We start from the raw sequence: 19,057 nt of genomic DNA on the forward strand, positions 1-19,057 counted from the left end.
GCTATCTTTGCGTTCGTTGCTAGGCTTTGTTAAACCTCTTGTATACCAATTTCTTTGAGGTAGTGGAATGTTTCATCATAGTATTCTGGCAACCGTGTCTTATCATCTATTGATCCATTAGGGATAAATATAATCATTCCTTGTCTAGCTCTTGTAAGTAAAACTCTATAAGCATTGAGTAAATAATTTTTTATAATATCTTTATTGATATTTTGCCATTTAGTACCCTTGAATTTTCTAAACATCCATTGGTTGTTTTGAAAATAAAAGTCTCCATCCCAACATACACATGTCCAATCTAATTCTAGCCCTTGAATATCGAACTCTGTTGCGACTTCTTCATTAAAATATGAAGATCTAATATCATCTCTATTATTTAAAAACCAAACAGGAGCATCTACCTGATTTTTTACATTTATTCCAAATGGTCTTAACCTGTATGCACCAGATGAAGCTATAACACCACTTCTTTCACTTCCGATTGATTTTTCTTTTAACCATTTTTTAGCTTTTTCAAAATCTCTTGTTAAAACTATAGGGTAATCATTTTTTAAAAAATTATTATACAGACCCTTTGATTTAATGAGATCAAGATCTAAAATTGAGTGAATAAAGTCTGATAACTTTTCTGATCTAAATGATCTAACTGAAACTGATAAGTGCAAGTTCTCATCTATATTGGCATTAACTGTTAACCACTCTTTTAAAGTATCATCTTTAAGGTAGTTTTTGTCGTCGATGATTAAGTTTGATAAATAGATATTCCAATTTGGAAAATAAGATTGTAATGAGTCAATCCACTCTTCTAATCCAGCCTCCCCAGTATTTATCTCTTGCCCACCGCCTATTAAACAAATTATAGTACACCAATCTTCATGGCGATTCATTACATCAATTAAGAACCTTGGTTCAGATGAATCAAAATCATCTTGGCCTTTTTTTCTTTTCATAAAAGAACTTGTCTGTTCTTTATTCCAAGCCCTTTGAGCTTCATCAAACACTACAACTTTTTCAATGGGGGCTCTATCACTAATTAAAGAATCATCACGAAAATGATGAATATTCTGAATAAATGCATGTGTTTTTATTGCAGCTTCTTTTTTTGTTAGTTTTTGGCCTCTATCTTTTGCATTGTTAACTTCATCTCTTGTTAAAGCTTCTCTTAAAACATCAACTAATGGGCCGTTTCCTGATAAAAAAACAGCATGCTCATTTTCATCAATGTTCATTCTTTCATTTGCAATGTTTAACCCGGCAAGTGTTTTTCCTGCTCCAGGGACACCTGTTATAAAGCAAATTGATTTTTTATTTGTTTCTTTTGAAGTGTCAATTATTTGATTTATTTTATCAGTGGTAATTGACAAGTTAATAGCACCAGAATCTGATCTGGAAATGTCTTGTACATTGTGACCTTTATATAATGCTTGAGCTGCTTCAATTATTGTAGGGGTAGGTTTATATATTGAGCTTTGCCATGTTAATGGGCAAACATTATGTTTTTTTTCAATATTTAAACATTGTTCAATTACATTCAATAAAGAATTCTTATTAGCTAACAAAGGCTTATATAATTTATCTTGTAGTTTCTCAATAGTATTTTCTATGTTATTTGCTTCAGTAGAAATTAGTATGGGAAATAATTTTTGAGTATGACTTCCTTCATGAAAGTTTTTTAAATCTTGTGAATAGTCAATAACTTGTTCAATAGCATTCTTATCGTACGTAGATGAACCAACTTTAAATTCAACAACAAAGATTGAATCATCTATTATGATAATGTTATCAACACGTTTTCCCATTCTAGGAATCGAAAATTCAAAAAAAATATAACCTTCTTTATAATTATAAAATACTTGCTTTAATAATTCTATCTGTTTTATCCAGGCATTTTTTTGTAAATCTTCTAAGGCATGATTATGATGTCTCGCTAGTTCACCAAGAATTTTATTTGTATCATCTTTAGTGAATTTACTTAGATTGTTTGAATAATAAGATCTTTGCACTTTAATCTATTCCTGTGTATTGGTTTAACTATTTATCAACAAACAGTATATTCCAAAAACACTTAAATTAACAAATAACATACACTTTATATGATTGTTAATTTTTGATATTTATTGAAAAATATGCCAAAACATTATTTTTCTTAGTTGATTTGAAAAAATACAATACTTTTATTAAAAATAAAGTATATGTTTTATGCTGTATTTATAAATAACAGCTCATTTTGTATGTTATTTGTCATATATATCGCATAACATGCAAAATGTTACTGAAAGGGATGAGGCAAAGCCTCTTTGTATTTCGCAAGTTTTTCTTCAAATTTCATACTGGCGTAGGCGGGGGAGGTTGAGGGGAGCAGGACTTTTTTGATTTTCAGATGTTTGTACTCTTTGTCAAAAATCTGTTGTGCTTTTTTGCCTGTAAACAATATGGTTTTGATGTTTGGATATTCTGCTAACAGTTTTTCAAAATCATTGACTTCTATATTTTTCAGGTTGGTATCACTGGAATTGTTTGCATCTCTTTGCAGACTTGCAGCACTGTCAAAAAGGGCTATCTTGTGTTTTTTGCACAGGGCAGTTTTATCTTCTTTTGTCTGAACAGGTTCTTTGTAAATCGCAGCCAATATAGGCCAGAACTGATTCCGTGGATGGGCATAGTAAAACCCCTCTTCAAAAGATTTTATACTGGGAAATGAACCGAGTATAAGCACTTTTGAATCAGCAAATATAACAGGTTCAATGGTGTGAAAATGAAGTGACTGCAATGTTTTGTCTAACTGGTGAGATCAGCTGCTATATTTTCCAGTGTTTGTTTTTCGGTTTTTTCTTCACAGTAGATACCTTTGTCTTCAAGAGATTTTATTATCATTAAGATATAAGCATCAAAGGGTTTGAGAAGCGAACTGCTTAAACCTCTTCCTGGCTCAATACTCTGGGGAATAATCGCAAGAAGCGTGACTTTTGGTAAAGTTTCTCCTTGCCTCTCAAGCAAATTAAGACATCCGAGTACTCCGGTTTCGTCATCATCTTCATTTGTACTGAAACTGCGAAAGGTCTCCATAGGGAACTGATACATTGAACCTGGAGCATCCTCAATTCCGATGACATCAAGGACAATTATTTCTTGATATTCCATAAATATATTGAGCAGTTTTTTTCCTTCAACACCGCCGTGAATAATATCCACCCTGGGTTGAAAAGTGTAGTTGGACTCCAGATATTTACTCGCATATAAAGCGATACCTTCATCTTTGTGTAATGTATTCCCGATACTTAAAATAGCAATTTGTTTTTTATTCATGCGGCATTCTAACAAAATTTTTTACTTACAAAATAAAGAAATTGAAATAAGTGAAGTTTTTTATGCAAATGTCTATTTCTTCCCAAAAAACTTATAATAAAAATCTTTTACAAGGCGCATTTTTGTCCGGCTGAGAACCAAATTGCCGCTTTTTATTTCTCCGCTTGTTACTGTCGTTCCTGCTGCTATCATCACGTCATCTTCTATGGTTATTGGGGCTACTAGCTGAGAATCGCTGCCGATGAAGACATTTTTGCCGATGACTGTTTTGTATTTTTTAACACCGTCATAGTTACATGTAATGGTTCCCGCACCTACGTTTGTGCCTTCGTCTATCTCAGCATCGCCCAAATAACTCAAGTGTCCGGCTTTTACCCCTTTGAGGGTTGATTTTTTTACTTCTACAAAATTCCCGATGTGGGTGTTTTCTATGTTTGAAAGCGGTCTTAAATGTGCCATCGGTCCACAGTCGGAGTTTTTTATTATACTCTCTTCTACAACGCTGCCGGCCTTTATATGGGAGTTGATGATTTTGCTTTTTCCGGTAATGCGACAGCCGTTTTCTACGATGCACTCGCCTTCAAAAACAACATCTTCTTCTATATAAATCGTTTCAGGAAGCTGCATCATCACACCTGCGTTCATCCATTTGGTGCGAATTCTGTTTTGCATAATCTCTTCGGCATCTGCGAGGTCTTTTTTGGAATTGACCCCCTTAAACTGTTCTTCATCAACAAGCAGAGGAACAATGCTGGACTCATCCTCATTTGCCATGGCTATGATATCGGTAAGATAGTATTCTTGTTGCGCATTGTCATTGCTTAAATCAGGAATATACCGCTCCAAAATTACTTTTGAAAAGGCATAGACTCCGGCATTGACGGTGGTGACATTGAGTTCTGCTTCATCAGCGTCTTTTTGTTCTACAATGTATTCAACATGATTGTTTCGTATAATGACGCGACCGTATCCGTCAGGGTTTTCAAGATCAAAAATACTCATGATGATGTCTGCTTCAAGTTCCAAAAAGCCTTTGAGTGCATCGGCTGTAATGAGTGGCATATCTCCGTTAAGAACCAACACCTTGTCATATTTTGGTTCTACCTGCATCATGGCTCCGCCGGTTCCTGGAAAATTTTGAGCGTCTTGTTCGACAAAGCGAATGTTTTCAAAATAATTTTGCATTGTTTCAATAACCGCTTCTTTTTGATGGGCAACCACTACGGTAATATCATCAGAAATTTTACGGGACTCTTTTATAATATGGTAAAGCATAGGTTTTCCGCTGATAGTGTGTAAAACCTTTGCTTTGGAAGATTTCATACGGCTGCCTTTACCGGCTGCCAAAATTATTATGCTTATTTTCTCATTTTTCATGTCTGCTCTTTATCTGTTTTTTATGTATCAAAACTCAGTTATGTTTTAGTAACCTGGGTTTTAACCTCAATGCCATTAAGTTAAGCGGCTTTTTCGGAACCCGTACTTCAGTGCGGGCTTTGTGCCTTTCAAAACTAAGGCCTAGGTTAAAACCTAGGTTCCAAAAGAATATCGAACTTTTTTCTTAACTTGATGCATTGGCACTAAAGTACGGGTCCCAAAAAGTTACTTTAAAGTGTAAATATAAATTAATTTTAATTACCGCAGTTTTAATGTGTAATGTTACCATTATTTAATTATAAAGTGTATAATTTCAAACTTATTTATGTTTGCTTACATGTAATAAGATATTTTATACTAAAGAAGATTTTCCCCTTGAAAAAAATTACACAAACACAACTCATCATCTATGTCAGCATATTTTTTATTCTTTTTGACAATTACAGCTTTTTTCACAATGTCTTGCAGGTCTATCCTCTGAACTGGCACAATATAGGCTTTTTGATTTCCCTTGCGGTTATTTTAGTCTTTTTTATGATCTTTTTACTGAGTCTGGTTTGTTATAAATACACGCTCAAACCGATTATTATTACACTTTTACTGGTTTCATCACTGACAAACTATTTTATGAACAGTTATCATGTGGTGATTGATGCAAGTATGATTCGAAATACTCTGCAGACAAATATGCACGAATCATTGGACTTGGTGACACTCAAACAGGTGCTGTATTTTGTCTTTTTAGGTCTTTTGCCTTCTTATTTCGTATATAAGGCAAAAATTGCGTATAGACCGTTTAAGCAGGAATTTTTCGCACGTTTAAAACTTATAGGGCTCTCTTTGGCGGTTATTGTCGCGTCATTCTTTTTGTTTAGCAAATTTTATACATCTTTTGTTCGTGAACACAAACCTTTGCGCTATTCGATAAATCCGGCATACTGGATGTATTCCATCGGAAAGTATATCAATCTGACATTTAACAGCGGTCCGCTTGTTGTCAAACCGATAGGACTTGATGCCAAAATAGTCAATGACGACAATCGCAAAAAACTTGTTATCATGGTTGTGGGTGAAGCAGCGCGAGCGGATCATTTTAGTCTCAACGGCTATAAAAGAGAGACAAACCCTCTGCTTGCGCAGGATGACATCGTGGATTTTCCAAATTTTTACTCTTGTGGCACTTCTACTGCTGCATCTGTGCCGTGTATGTTTGCGAAATACGGCAAATCAGACTACAGCTATAAAAAAGGCATCAGCACAGAAAATGTACTGGATGTTTTGAAACATACAAAAGATGTAGCGATTCTTTGGCGAGACAATAACTCTGACTCCAAAGGTGTTGCGCTGCGTGTGCCGTATGAAGATTATAAAATTCCCAAAAACAACACTGTGTGCGCGGATGGAGAGTGTCGAGATGTCGGTATGCTCGTCGGACTTGACAAATTTATACAAAAGAACAAAGACAAAAATATTTTAATTGTTCTGCATCAAATGGGAAATCACGGCCCTGCCTATTATAAACGTTACCCAAAAGCGTTCGAGAAATTTACACCTACATGTAAAACAAATCAGCTCGAAGACTGTACACAGCAAGAGATAACAAATGCCTATGACAATGCTATTTTGTATACCGATTATTTTTTAGACAAGACGATAAATTTTTTAAAAAAATATGAGAACAAATACGACACAGCTATGATATATATGAGCGACCACGGAGAGAGTCTGGGCGAGGGCGGTGTCTATCTGCACGGACTTCCTTACTTTATGGCTCCTGATGCGCAGGTGCATATCGGTGCCTTGATGTGGTTTGGAAAAAATATGGCAAAAAGAGTGGATGAAGATGCCTTGCGAAAACGTAAAGATGAAAAATATACACAAGATGATCTTTTTCATACATTGCTGGGCATATTTGATGTGCATACAAAAGAGTATAACAAAAAGCTGGATATTTTAAAAGATGAACATTAACCAGCAACTTGTTGTTACTTTTATACTTCTGCTTTTTAGCATCATTTTTTTCGGGATAAGCGATGTAGATTTGCGCCTGCAAGATCAGTTTTTTGATTTTACGACGCATAAATGGATTCTTTTTTGGGGTGAGCAGCCTTACAAGTTTATATTTTACGACGGTATTAAAAAACTTCTCATTGCCTTTGCTGTGAGTCTGTTGCTTGCACTTGTCTTTTTTAGAAAAACAAAACTGGTCAATGACTACAAAAGAGGCATGATTATTGTCATACTTTCTGCTATATTTGTGCCGCTTATTGCAAGTTCCATAAAAGGAGAGACAAATATGCCCTGTCCCAAAGATGAAGTAAGATACGGCGGCGTGTATCCCCGAACGGCAGTCTGGCAAAATTATACTGACGAGTTTAAACTGCATCATCACAAAAGCAAATGCTGGCCTGCCGGACATGCAAGCGGCGGATTTGCGCTTTTGAGCCTGATATTTTTATTTCACAAACGGAGAAATAAAATCATTGCCTCTGCAGTTGCTTTGACAATCGGATGGAGTATGGGGCTGTATAAAATGGTTATCGGCGATCATTTTTTCAGCCATACGGTCATTACAATGATACTTGCATGGCTGATTATATTACTCATCGCAAAGATAGTCAATAAAATTTACTCTTTATAATAATTGTGCTATTATAATGTAATTATAAATTTTTCATAAGGTTTTTGGATGGATTTAGGTACGGTCATTGGTATTGTTTTGATTATGGCTCTTTTGCTTGGGGCCATGACAATGGGTGTTGGTGTCGGTGCATATATCGATATTCCTTCTGTTTTAATTGTTGTCGGCGGTAGTATCGGGGCTTTGATGATCTCCTTTAAACCGGCGCAAATGAAAAAGTTTACCAAAGTTTTTATGAAAGCTATCAAACCTGCCGAAGAGGATGTGGGTGAGCTTATCAAAAAACTGGTAGAGTTTGCAACCAAGGCAAGAAAAGACGGTATTTTGGCATTGGAAAGTGATGTCAACAATGAAGAGAACGAGTTCTTGAAAAAAGGGCTCTCCATGGCAATTGACGGCAGCGAACCTGATACGATTCGCGATTTGCTCGAAATTGATATGGAACAGACAAGTACCCGTCATAAAATTCACGCTTCCATATTTAACCAGTGGGCAGGGCTTGCCGGTGCGATGGGTATGATTGGAACGCTCATCGGACTTGTTGCCATGCTTTTAAATATGGCGGATCCTTCTGCTATCGGTCCATCAATGGCAGTTGCTTTGCTTACAACCATGTACGGTGCAATGATAGGTAACATATTCGGAACACCGATTTACAATATCCTGACTATCAGAAATGATGAAGAGACTATGCTTAAAGAGATGATTCTTGAGGGTATCATGTCTATTCAATCCGGTGATGCGCCTAGAGTGCTTGAAGCAAAACTGCTTGCCTATCTGGCTCCTGCTGACCGTGTCAGTCAGTTTGAATAACGGACAGTACTGATGGGTAAAAAAAAGTGTCCTGAATGCGAGGAGTGCCTCCCTGCATGGCTCGCGGCGTTTGGAGACTTAATGTCTCTGCTTCTGTGTTTTTTCGTTTTGCTGCTTTCCATGTCAAGTATGGATGCAAAAAAGATTTCAGAAGCGATCGGTTCACTCTCAGGGGCGATGAGTGTTCTTGAGGGCGGTACGCAAACAGAAATTTCAAAAAAAAGAATGCTTGAAGCCACGCCTATAGACTCTCAGGACGAAACGAGTGAAGTGGTCAACAGAGTACAGCAGGCTGCAACTGATGCGAATGAGATGATGGAAAAAACACAGTCTCCTGCGATTACCGTAAAAGAAGCCCAAGACGGTTTTGTTATAAAACTGCCGGCAACACTGTTGTTTAAACCAGGCAGTGCTACGATAGAAAACCAGGACGCTTTGTTGTTTTTGAAGCGGATTACGCTTATTATTCAAGAGTTGCCAAATGATATGCTTGTGGATGTACAGGGACATACTGATGACAGAGATCCCGGACCGAACAGTCCTTATAAGGACAATTGGGAACTCTCAACTGCAAGAGCGCTGGCGGTTTTGCATGAGTTGATTTTAGACGGTGCTGATCCTGCACGTTTGAGTGCAACAGGTTTTGCACAGTATCAGCCCATAGCGACCAATGCAACAGCCACAGGACGAGAAAAAAACAGAAGAGTTGAATTGCATTTTTATGGCAAAAAAAGTGAAGAAGCACAAAATATCAACAATTCTATTTTAGATAAAACAGTCGAGAAAAAATGATAAGAGTTCTTTTTTTACTTTTTGCATTGAGTGCTTTGGGTTTTGGGGCAGAATCTCCTGTTGTGCCTACAATGAATCTCAGCCTTTCTGCTCCTGATACACCGCAACAGCTTGTTTCTTCCCTGAATGTACTCGTTGTTCTTACCTTGCTTTTTTTAGCTCCTTCGATGGTCCTTGTAATGACAACATTTACACGATTTGTCATTGTATTTGGGTTTTTACGTCAGGCACTCGGTACCCAACAGGTTCCTCCGACGCAGCTTCTTGTCATGCTTGCAATGATTTTGACTTTTTTTGTGATGGAACCCATAGGAACAAAAGCCTATGAGCAGGGTATCAAGCCTTACATAGCCAAGGATATAGGCTATGAAGAGGCTTTTACCAAAACTACTCTGCCTTTTAAAAATTTTATGATTAGAAATACCAGAGAAAAAGATCTGGCGCTCTTTTTGCGTATACGAAAAATGGAAAATCCGAAAACTGTGGCAGATGTTCCTCTCTCAATTGTTATTCCTGCCTTTATCATCAGTGAATTAAAAACCGCTTTTGAGATAGGCTTTTTGCTCTTTTTGCCTTTTTTGGTCATAGATATGGTCGTGGCCTCTATTTTGATGTCTATGGGTATGATGATGCTGCCTCCTGTTATGATCTCTCTGCCTTTCAAAATACTTGTTTTTGTATTGATTGACGGCTGGAATTTACTGATAGGCAATTTGATTGCCTCCGTAAAATAAATATTTTCTAAGGATGTAAAATTGGATTGTAAATATTTTGGCGAATGTGGTGCATGCAGAGTCTATGAAGATGGGTATGAAGTGCAACTCAATGAAAAAGTACAGATAAACAAAGAAAGATTTTCTCCTTACTTTGACGGAGATATTTCTGTGTATAAATCCCTGGATGAACATTATCGTGCACGAAGCGAGTTCAAAATATGGCACTCCGATGATGAGATATCCTATGTGATGAACCATATTGATAAAAAAGGGGTTGTTCTGATAGAGGAATGTCCTCAGGTCAATGAATATATCGCTGAACTGATGCCAAAACTGCTCTCAGCCATACAAAAACATGAGATAGGCTTTAAGCTTTTCGGTGCAGATTTTTTAAGTGCAAGCTCGGGAGAAATAGTAGTTTCACTATTGTATCACAGGGCTTTGGATGAAGCATGGCAGAAAAAAGCAACAGAAATAGCAGAAGATTTGAATATATATATCATAGGCAGGTCACGCAAACAAAAAGTTGTGGTCGGACAGGATTATGTCACGGAAACTTTACATGTAAACAAGGATGTCTATAAGTTTAAACATATTGAAAACAGTTTTACCCAGCCAAATCCGAGAGTAAACGAACAGATGATTGTCTGGGCAAGCGACAGGTTTTCAGATACGAAAAATGATCTGCTTGAGCTTTACTGCGGGGCAGGAAACTTTACTATACCTTTTGCAAAAAAATTCAATAAAGTACTGGCAACAGAAATATCCAAATCCTCCATCAATGCGGCAAAAGAAAATATGGTTTTAAACCAGGTAGAGAACATAGAATTTGTACGCATGAGTGTTGAGGATTTTGTCGGAGCACTTGACGGCGTAAGAGAGTACAGAAGAATGAAAGATATTGATATCAACAGCTACAATATCAACTCTGTTTTTGTAGATCCTCCAAGAAGCGGAATGGGCGAATACTCCTGTAAATTTGTTTCAAGGTATAATCATATAGTATATATATCCTGTAATCCGCTGACCCTCCTGGATGATTTGGAAATATTGTGCCAAACACATCAGGTGACAGACATGGCGCTTTTTGACCAGTTTCCCTACACACATCATGTTGAAATGGGTGTGAAACTTATTAAAAAAGATCTCAAATGAAAAAAATACTGATAATAAGCAGCGGACCGATAGGTCAGCACTTTATTCAACGGGTTGCAGAAACATATACGAGTGAAAATATATACTATATAGTGCAGACAAAAGAGAAAAAATTCAAAGATGCAAGCCCTGCACGGTTTAAATTTTACGAGTTTGATCCTACGAGTTTTTACAAACTGGCAAATTTACTCAAAATGGAGTTTATCCAGGTTGTTATAGCGATGGATAATCAGATCGAAGTGGAAAATACGATTAAAAATATTCGTGTTGTCAAAAAGCAGTTGCGGGTTGTTGTCTTAAATCAGTGGAATATGACCAATGAAGATCCGAATGTTGTACTCATCAATGCAAACGAGATTTTGGCCTCCCGTTTGTTGGATTACCTGCCAAATGTTCCGGTTATAGCACAGAATGTCGGTATAGGCGAGGGCGAAATAATGGAAGTGCTTGTGCCTTTTGGCAGTTCTTTTGTTTATCGGCATATCGGAGTGATTGAGCAGAAGAACTGGCGTATAGTTGCCATATACAGAAACAGAAAGCTCATTATGCCTTCGCGCAGACGCATGATACAGCCAAATGACACTCTTTTGCTTGTTGGTGAGCCGGCAGTTCTGCGTTCTGTATACAAAGCGATCAAGCGTGAACTCGGACAGTTCCCTGAGCCTTTTGGAACAAATATTCTTTTATATATAGATATGAATATTGTAAATCACTCAAATATTCTTGGGCTTGTGCACCATGCAATGTATATACATGAAAAATTCAAACATGACCTTGTTATAAAAATTGTAAACCCTTCAGATATTGATATTATTGAAAAAATCAAGGATTTAAGAGATCTGGATATTGTTGTCGAGATAGATTATGACAGTATTAATCTGCGATCTGCATTTTTGCATGATGTAAAGTCGTATCATGTCGGACTGGTGATTGTATCAAGAGAGATGTTTGCCGATTATCATGTGAGAAAATGTTTGTATGATGTCCATGTACCGGTACTGAAACTCTCAGAAAAATCTTTTTCCAAGGTGAAAGATGTCGCTTTGATACTCTCAGACAACAGAGACCTGGAAAAAATATCTGCTACTATTTTTGATATAGCCGAGCAGCTGAATTTCAATATAGAACTTTATAATTATATTAACGAACACCAGGATGAAAAAGAACAGGTCATTGAGCATTTTTATAATCTTTCAACGATTTTTTCCAAGTCAATCAAAGTCTTCAAAGAAAATGAAAACCCGATTCGGCTCCTGAAGCACAAAGAAAATTTTATACAGATTATTCCTTTTACAAACAAACTCACAACACGCCATATTTATGCTCTTTTTTCAACTGACAGTGAAAAACTCTATTTTAAACTGGATGATTTTCATCAAATTTTTATACCTGTACAGCTATAAACAGCGTTAATTTATTCCTTTTTTAGTAAAAGTTAAGTATTATCTAGCATATTATAATTTTGGATAGACAATGCAGGTAAACATCCCTTTAAAACAAACAGTTGACAACTCATATGACATTACTATAGATACGATTAAAAAAGTTCATTTTGACAAAAAAGTAGCTATTATTACCAACCCGAAAGTGGCCGGACTTCATCTGGCATACTTCCTTTCAAAAATATCAGCAAAAGAACTTTACATTATTACAGTACCTGACGGAGAAGAGTATAAAAACCAGGATTCTGTTGACTTGATATTGGAATCTTTGTTTAACCACCGTTTTAACAGAAAATCAATGCTTATTGCTTTTGGAGGCGGCGTTATAGGAGATATGACAGGATATACGGCAAGTATATACCAACGCGGTATTGATTTTGTTCAGGTACCTACAACACTGCTTTCTCAGGTAGATGCCAGTGTAGGCGGAAAAACAGGTATAAATAACAAGTACGGAAAAAATCTAATAGGTGCTTTTCATCAGCCCAAAGCTGTCTATATTGACCCTCATTTTTTATCGACACTTCCCAAGCGGGAATTTGGAGCCGGTGTTGCCGAGATTATCAAAATGGCAGTAACCTTTAACAGAAATTTCTTTGAATTTTTAGAAACAGCCGATCTGCATGATAAAGAAGTTTTGCAAGAAGCCATCAAACAGGCTGTACAGACAAAAGCAGATGTTGTCGCCAAAGACGAAAAAGAGCATGGACTGAGAGCTGCTCTGAATTACGGGCATACATTTGGGCATGTCATTGAAAACGAAACAAAATACAAAACCTATTTGCATGGTGAAGCGGTAGCCATCGGTATGGTGATAGCGAACGAAGTTGCTGTGGCTATGAACCTGATGACGTCACAGGAAGCACAGAGGGTAAAAGAGCTTTTGCAAAAGTATGATTTGCCGACTTCTTATACCATCGAAGATGTCAACAGTTTTTATGAAACATTCTTCCTGGATAAAAAAAGTCTGGATGCTTCTGTAACGTTTATCATCCCCGTAGGTATTGGTGGCGTAAAAATTACAGATGAAGTTGATAAAGAGTTGATTCTCAGTGTTCTTCGTACATTTGGAAACAACTGATGCTGTTAAAGTCTTTCATTTTTACTGTTAGTATACTTTTTTCTTCTTTGTTGCAGGCAGATGTTTCTGTTGAACAAAATGCCACAGATACAACAAAAGAAGAAGCCCTTACATTTGAACAGACAAAAGCATATGAACAGCAGATAAACACCATAGAGTCGGATATATCTGATGAAAACATGTGGATGAAAAGTTACTCTTCCTACCTGACATCTATGGATGTGAAGCATAATCTTGATGCCATTAAAAAAAGAATCAGGTATCTTGCAAAACATGCTAAAACAGATGCCGACAAAGATGAACTCATCGCCTTGATATCCAAAGAAAATATTTTGGCTTCACAGATTGAAAAATTAAAAGGCACCAACAGTTCTGCACCGTTTTCAGAACTGATAACGCCGCCAAATATCGACAAAGTACCGGAAATAAACAATCCTTTTGATATTCTTACCGGTCTGTCTATGATAAAAACACTCAATGCTAATCTTGAAGAGTACAAGAAAAAAAGAGAAAGTCTGATAGATTTGATCAGCAAATTAAAACAAGAGAAAAAGATTTATAAAAAAATTCTGCAGCTGCAGCCAAAAAACAAAAAATATGCTCAGATATACAGAAACAAACTTGCACAGCTCGAGATGTTTGAACAGGCACTTGATACTATGAATGTAACAATGAATGTCTATCAAAAACGCCTGGATATTGCAGAGATAAACATCAACAAAGGCATTGAAAAACAGGTTTACAGACTGATAAAAATAGGCATGGCAATACTGTTCGTATTTTTTATATTTTTTCTTTTAAAGCTGGTTGTCAAGAAATATATTACAGACAACGAACGTTTTTATATGGCAAACAAAATCATCACATTTACAAATTTCATCATTATAATTTTGATTCTGTTTTTTAACTATATAGAAAACGCTTCCTACCTTGTAACAATCCTTGGATTTGCTTCAGCAGGTATAGCCATTGCGATGAAAGACTGGTTCATGTCGATGCTGGGCTGGCTTGTTATCGTCTTTGGCGGAAGTATACATGTAGGGGACAGAATCCGTGTAGATATGGGAGGGATGAAATATGTCGGCGATGTTTTAGATATTTCGCTCCTTCGTATGACGATTTTGGAAGATATAACTTTGACATCCATCATGCACAACAGAAGAGCAGGCCGTATTATATTTATACCGAACAACTATATTTTTACCCAGATGATTGCAAACTATACACATAATTCGCTCAAGACGGTTTGGGATGGTGTAAAGATTACGATTACCTTTGACTCCAACCATAAGAAAGCTATGCATATAGTCAAAGAAATCACTAAGAAATTTTCTAAGGGTTATACGGATATTACAAGAAAACAGCTTAACAAACTCAGACAGCATTATAATTTGAAAAACACCAACGTAGAACCAAGAATCTACTCTTTTATAGAAGCAAACGGGATAGATATAGAAGCCTGGTATCTTACCAATGCCTATGCTACTTTAACGCTCAGAAGTGTCATCTCAACAGAAATTTTGGATGCATTCAGGGAAGCGGATGATATTACGATAGCGTATCCTACACAGAAGTTGCATGTATCTATGCAGAGTGAATCACCGAGTGCACATAACGGAGAAATAGTCTAATGCAGAGTAAAAAAAATGTCCGCGGGGCAAAAAAAGTATATTTTAAAACATTTGGCTGCCGAACAAATCTTTATGATTCTCAGGTTATGATGAGTTCATTAAAAGAGTATGAAATAACCCAAAATGAAGCAGAAGCCGATGTCATCGTTATAAATTCCTGCACGGTTACCAATGGTGCCGATACCCATGTGCGTTCCTATATTTCACAGGTAGAAAAAAACAATGGGGGAGCAAAGCTTTTTCTAACCGGCTGCGGTGCCCATACCAAGGGAGAATCTCTTTTAAAAGAGAACCGTATCCACGGAGTTTTCGGTCAGAGTGAAAAGCAGAAGATAGATGCACTTTTGGCAAAAGAAAAACCCTTTTACGAACCGGGTGATCTGAACCATATAGACGATATGATAGTGGATGAGTTTGTCGGCAAAAGCAGAGCTTTTATAAAAATACAGGAGGGATGTAATTTTCGCTGTTCTTACTGTATCATTCCTTATGTACGCGGTGATGCCAGAAGCATGGATGAAAATAGAATTTTAGAGCAGGTCGCAAGACTTGCCCTGAACGGTTTCGGCGAATTTATCCTAACCGGTACGAATGTCGGCAGTTACGGGCAGGATACAAAAACATCTTTGGCAAAACTTATGAAAAAAATGTCTCAAATTCGCGGTGTCAGACGCATACGTCTGGGGAGTGTTGAACCTGTTCAGATTACAGATGAATTTAAAGAGATTTTGGATGAGCCGTGGATGGAAAAGCATATGCACATTGCTTTGCAACACACCTCGCCAAAAATGTTAAAACTGATGAACAGAAGAAATGTTTACAAGCAGGATAAAGCATTGTTTGAACTCCTGGCAGAAAAGGGATACGCAATAGGCACCGATTTTATAACAGGGCATCCGGGGGAGAGTGAAGATTTATGGCGAGAAGCTATGCAAAATGCAAGAGATTTACCTTTGACACACATTCATGCTTTTACCTATTCAAAGCGTGATGGCACACCTTCTGCCACTATGAAGCCGGAGGTAAACGGTAAAACAGCAAAAGAGAGACTGCACGAATTGCAAGAGTTGATTCAACAGAAAAATTTTGATTTCAGAAAGGCTTACAGGGGAGAGCTTGAGGTGCTGATAGAGTCTTGTAAAGAAGGATTCTATCACGGGCTTGATCAGCATTTTAATAAAATTGTTGTAGAGTCTCAAGAAGATCTGGTTGGAAACTGGATTACTGTTACCAACTATGAAGTAAAAAAGGACTTCAATTATGCCAGAATCTAAAACAAACAGAATTGCGATTTATGTATCGGCCTTTATTATTATAATACTGATTTTATTTGCTCTGCTTCGGGACAATGCTGATGCCATAACCCTGAAACAGGCCAAAGAACTGTTGCAAAACCATAATGTTGAAAAGGTTGTTGCTACGAAACAATATGTTTACCTAAAAACAAAAAAAGGATATTATAAAATCCCTTTTTCACAGGTAACACCTAATATGTTTGCTGATTATAAAGTTGAAGTTGACAATGAATCAAATATATTGCTTTATCTGTTACTGTTTATACTGGTTTTGGGACTTGGTTCTTTAGCTTTTAGAAAATGGCAAAAAAAATCATTCAGAGAAATTTTTACTGCAAATGAACTCAAAAATGATACAAATCTTTCTTCTTCTGAGGGAAATGCTCATATTGAAGCGATAAAAAGTGATGTGAGTTTTGATGATATAGGCGGTATCAGCGATGTTAAAGTGGAACTCGAAGAGATTATAGATTTCATGAAAAATCCAAAGCGATACAAAAGTTTTGGTGCGCGTATGCCAAAAGGAGTGCTTTTAATAGGACCTCCCGGTGTTGGAAAAACGATGATAGCAAAAGCGGTTGCGCATGAAGCGGGTGTGCCTTTTTATTATCAGAGCGGGGCATCATTTGTGCAGATTTATGTCGGTATGGGGGCTAAACGTGTGCATGAACTTTTTGCAGCAGCGAAAAAAAATGCACCTTCTATTATATTTATAGATGAAATCGACGCCGTAGGAAAAAAGAGAGACGGCAACAGAAATGATGAAAGAGAAGCAACTCTGAATCAGCTTTTGACTGAAATGGACGGATTTGAAGGCTCAAGCGGAGTGATTGTTATTGCTGCGACTAACAAAATAGATGTTTTAGACTCGGCACTGCTGCGTGCAGGACGTTTTGACAGACGGATTTTTGTAGAACTTCCGACCAAACGAGAACGTGAAGCGATTTTGATGAAGTATCTGGAAAAAGTACCGCACGAGCTGGATGTCAAAACAATAGCAAATATGACTGTGGGATTTAACGGTGCCGCACTGGCAGCACTTGTAAATGAGGCGGCTTTGTTGGCTTTGAGACAGAATGATTTTCATGTTACTTTGGAACATTTTGAGCAGGTAAAAGACAAAGTGATGTTTGGAAAGAAAAAACTTCAAATGCTCAATGAAAGACAAAAAGCATTCCGGGCAACCTATCAGGCCGGAAAGGTAGTGCTGGCAACCTATTATGATATAGCTTTTGAAAAACTGATGCTTTCAAACGAAAAGCTGACACCTGCTACGGATGAGCCGTTTATAAAACAGGAACTTGAATCTCGGGTGAAAATGCTTTTAGCCGGAATAGCTGCCTGTGACATAAAGTACAATGAGCATGCAAGCAGTGCCAAAGATGATCTGGATGAAGCAAAAAAACTTGTGAAAAAAATGTGTGAAGAGTATGGTATGTGCTCGTCATTACTGCCGGATGAAAAAGAGCAGGAACTCCTGCTCAAAAGGCTTTACGAAGAGAGCCGTGTATTACTTGAATCTCTTTTGAAAGTGCTTGAAAAAATCGAATATGTTCTTTTGGAACGTGAAAGTATTAGTAAAACCGAAGTAAAAGAGTATTTAAATGAAGTTTTTTAGCGGATTTTCTTTAAAAAATGAAAAACACTTTTTTGACCCTTATATGTATAAAAGTGATTTTACCGTAAGCGGTTTCAGTTACGGAGCGATAAAAGCTTTTGAGTTTACATGTAAAGCCTTGGAAGAAGGGAAAAGAGTAGATACTTTACAGCTTTTTTCACCGGCTTTTTTTCAAAGTAAAAATGAAAAGTTTAAGAAACTGCAGCTGATGGCATACAGGAAAAATGAAAACGTCTATTTGCAACAGTTTATAAATGCCTGTTTTTTGCCATATGAGAGAAAAGAAGTAGAACGCAGTGTGACAGTATTGGAAGAGCTGGATGAACTTTTAAACTATGAATGGGATATACAGAAATTATATACACTGGCAGATAAAGGTGTAACAATTGAAGTCTATTTAGGTGGAAAAGACCAGATAGTTGATACGCAGAGTGCCAAAGAATTTTTTCTGGATGTGGCAACGGTTACATACGTAAAAGAAGCAAATCACTTTTTGCAGCTTTCATGAAATTTTACCGTATATAAATGCCTAAAACTCCGAGGGTAAATCCTCCCGTTGGTCTGAGCCTCTACGCTTTGGGCATTTATATACTAGCTCCGTGAAATAAAAGAGTGAATATTGATTATTAAAATAAAAAGGAAAAAAATATGAGTGAAATAAAAATAGGTGTAATAACCGCAAGTGACAGAGCAAGTAAAGGAATTTATGAGGATATAAGCGGAGTGGCTATTCAAGACACGATGAAAGAGTATTTAAAAAGTGAATTTGAAATAGTTTACAGATGTATTCCCGATGAGCAGGATGTGCTTGAAGCAACAATGAAAGAGTTGTGTGATGATGCAGGATGCTGCCTGGTTGTGACAACCGGCGGAACCGGTCCGGCACTTCGTGATGTGACACCCGAAGCGACTGAAAATGTATGTGAGAAGATGATGCCGGGTTTTGGTGAACTGATGCGTCAGGTAAGTTTGCAGTATGTTCCAACAGCTATACTTTCTCGTCAAACAGCAGGAATCAGAGGTAAAAGTTTAATTATTAATTTACCGGGAAAACCAAAATCAATCAGAGAGTGTCTTGATGCGGTTTTTCCTGCCGTTCCCTATTGTATAGATCTTATTGAAGGTCCGTTTATAGAAACAAACGAGGATGTTATAAAGGCATTTAGACCTAAATCAAAGTAAAGAATATA

17 protein-coding genes are annotated in these 19,057 nt (G+C 37.0%); 13 read left to right on the forward strand and 4 right to left on the reverse strand.

Features of this window, described 5'->3' with window-relative positions:
* Positions 1 to 29 precede the first annotated feature (29 nt).
* From MLC35_RS05575 to glmU, 4 genes are all read right to left on the reverse strand, one after another.
* Positions 30 to 2,003 (reverse strand): DUF2075 domain-containing protein, encoded by a 1,974-nt coding sequence (locus MLC35_RS05575; RefSeq protein WP_434638251.1) that lies wholly within the window; start codon positions 2,001 to 2,003, stop codon positions 30 to 32.
* Positions 2,004 to 2,269: 266 nt separating this feature from the next.
* Positions 2,270 to 2,770, reverse strand: a complete 501-nt coding sequence (locus MLC35_RS05580; RefSeq protein WP_434638253.1) for a DNA-deoxyinosine glycosylase — start codon at positions 2,768 to 2,770, stop codon at positions 2,270 to 2,272.
* Between the two features lie 8 nt (positions 2,771 to 2,778).
* A complete protein-coding gene (locus MLC35_RS05585) occupies positions 2,779 to 3,306 on the reverse strand; it encodes a hydrogenase maturation protease (protein WP_434638255.1) in 528 nt (175 codons plus the stop codon).
* A 72-nt stretch (positions 3,307 to 3,378) separates the two neighbouring features.
* Positions 3,379 to 4,683 (reverse strand): bifunctional UDP-N-acetylglucosamine diphosphorylase/glucosamine-1-phosphate N-acetyltransferase GlmU, encoded by a 1,305-nt coding sequence (glmU, locus tag MLC35_RS05590; protein WP_434638257.1) that lies wholly within the window; start codon positions 4,681 to 4,683, stop codon positions 3,379 to 3,381.
* Between the two features lie 375 nt (positions 4,684 to 5,058).
* Between glmU and MLC35_RS05595 the strand changes: the two genes are divergently transcribed.
* The 13 genes from MLC35_RS05595 to mog all read left to right on the forward strand — a co-directional run bounded on the left by MLC35_RS05595 (position 5,059) and on the right by mog (position 19,049).
* On the forward strand, positions 5,059 to 6,654 hold the full coding sequence (locus tag MLC35_RS05595) for a phosphoethanolamine transferase (RefSeq protein WP_434638259.1): 1,596 nt from the start codon (positions 5,059 to 5,061) through the stop codon (positions 6,652 to 6,654).
* Positions 6,644 to 7,324 carry a phosphatase PAP2 family protein gene (locus MLC35_RS05600; protein ID WP_434638261.1) on the forward strand — a complete coding sequence of 227 codons (681 nt, stop codon included), beginning with the start codon at positions 6,644 to 6,646 and terminating at the stop codon, positions 7,322 to 7,324. Before MLC35_RS05595 ends, MLC35_RS05600 begins: the two co-directional genes overlap by 11 nt.
* 48 nt (positions 7,325 to 7,372) lie before the next feature.
* On the forward strand, positions 7,373 to 8,137 hold the full coding sequence (locus MLC35_RS05605) for a motility protein A (protein WP_151900418.1): 765 nt from the start codon (positions 7,373 to 7,375) through the stop codon (positions 8,135 to 8,137).
* Between the two features lie 12 nt (positions 8,138 to 8,149).
* Complete coding sequence (locus tag MLC35_RS05610) at positions 8,150 to 8,929, forward strand: flagellar motor protein MotB (protein ID WP_434638263.1); 780 nt, start codon at positions 8,150 to 8,152, stop codon at positions 8,927 to 8,929.
* Entirely contained in the window at positions 8,926 to 9,663 is a 738-nt protein-coding gene (gene fliP, locus MLC35_RS05615; protein WP_434581593.1) for a flagellar type III secretion system pore protein FliP, read from the forward strand. Before MLC35_RS05610 ends, fliP begins: the two co-directional genes overlap by 4 nt.
* Before the next feature lie 21 nt (positions 9,664 to 9,684).
* Positions 9,685 to 10,800 (forward strand): tRNA (uridine(54)-C5)-methyltransferase TrmA, encoded by a 1,116-nt coding sequence (gene trmA, locus MLC35_RS05620; RefSeq protein WP_434638265.1) that lies wholly within the window; start codon positions 9,685 to 9,687, stop codon positions 10,798 to 10,800.
* Positions 10,797 to 12,203, forward strand: coding sequence for a COG3400 family protein (locus MLC35_RS05625; protein ID WP_418641364.1), 1,407 nt, complete (start codon positions 10,797 to 10,799; stop codon positions 12,201 to 12,203). Before trmA ends, MLC35_RS05625 begins: the two co-directional genes overlap by 4 nt.
* A gap of 70 nt (positions 12,204 to 12,273) precedes the next feature.
* Complete coding sequence (aroB, locus tag MLC35_RS05630; protein ID WP_434638267.1) at positions 12,274 to 13,323, forward strand: 3-dehydroquinate synthase; 1,050 nt, start codon at positions 12,274 to 12,276, stop codon at positions 13,321 to 13,323.
* Complete coding sequence (locus MLC35_RS05635; RefSeq protein WP_434638269.1) at positions 13,323 to 14,954, forward strand: mechanosensitive ion channel domain-containing protein; 1,632 nt, start codon at positions 13,323 to 13,325, stop codon at positions 14,952 to 14,954. Before aroB ends, MLC35_RS05635 begins: the two co-directional genes overlap by 1 nt.
* Positions 14,954 to 16,228, forward strand: a complete 1,275-nt coding sequence (gene mtaB / locus MLC35_RS05640) for a tRNA (N(6)-L-threonylcarbamoyladenosine(37)-C(2))-methylthiotransferase MtaB (protein WP_434638271.1) — start codon at positions 14,954 to 14,956, stop codon at positions 16,226 to 16,228. The genes MLC35_RS05635 and mtaB overlap by 1 nt, the downstream gene beginning before the upstream one ends.
* Positions 16,215 to 17,867 (forward strand): AAA family ATPase, encoded by a 1,653-nt coding sequence (locus MLC35_RS05645; RefSeq protein WP_434638273.1) that lies wholly within the window; start codon positions 16,215 to 16,217, stop codon positions 17,865 to 17,867. Before mtaB ends, MLC35_RS05645 begins: the two co-directional genes overlap by 14 nt.
* On the forward strand, positions 17,854 to 18,375 hold the full coding sequence (gene bioV, locus MLC35_RS05650) for a pimelyl-ACP methyl ester esterase BioV (protein WP_434638275.1): 522 nt from the start codon (positions 17,854 to 17,856) through the stop codon (positions 18,373 to 18,375). Before MLC35_RS05645 ends, bioV begins: the two co-directional genes overlap by 14 nt.
* Positions 18,376 to 18,515: 140 nt before the next feature.
* Entirely contained in the window at positions 18,516 to 19,049 is a 534-nt protein-coding gene (gene mog, locus MLC35_RS05655) for a molybdopterin adenylyltransferase (protein ID WP_151900408.1), read from the forward strand.
* Positions 19,050 to 19,057: the final 8 nt, after the last annotated feature.

Source organism: Sulfurimonas sp. NW7, from assembly GCF_051132265.1.
Lineage (GTDB): Bacteria > Campylobacterota > Campylobacteria > Campylobacterales > Sulfurimonadaceae > Sulfurimonas > Sulfurimonas hydrogeniphila.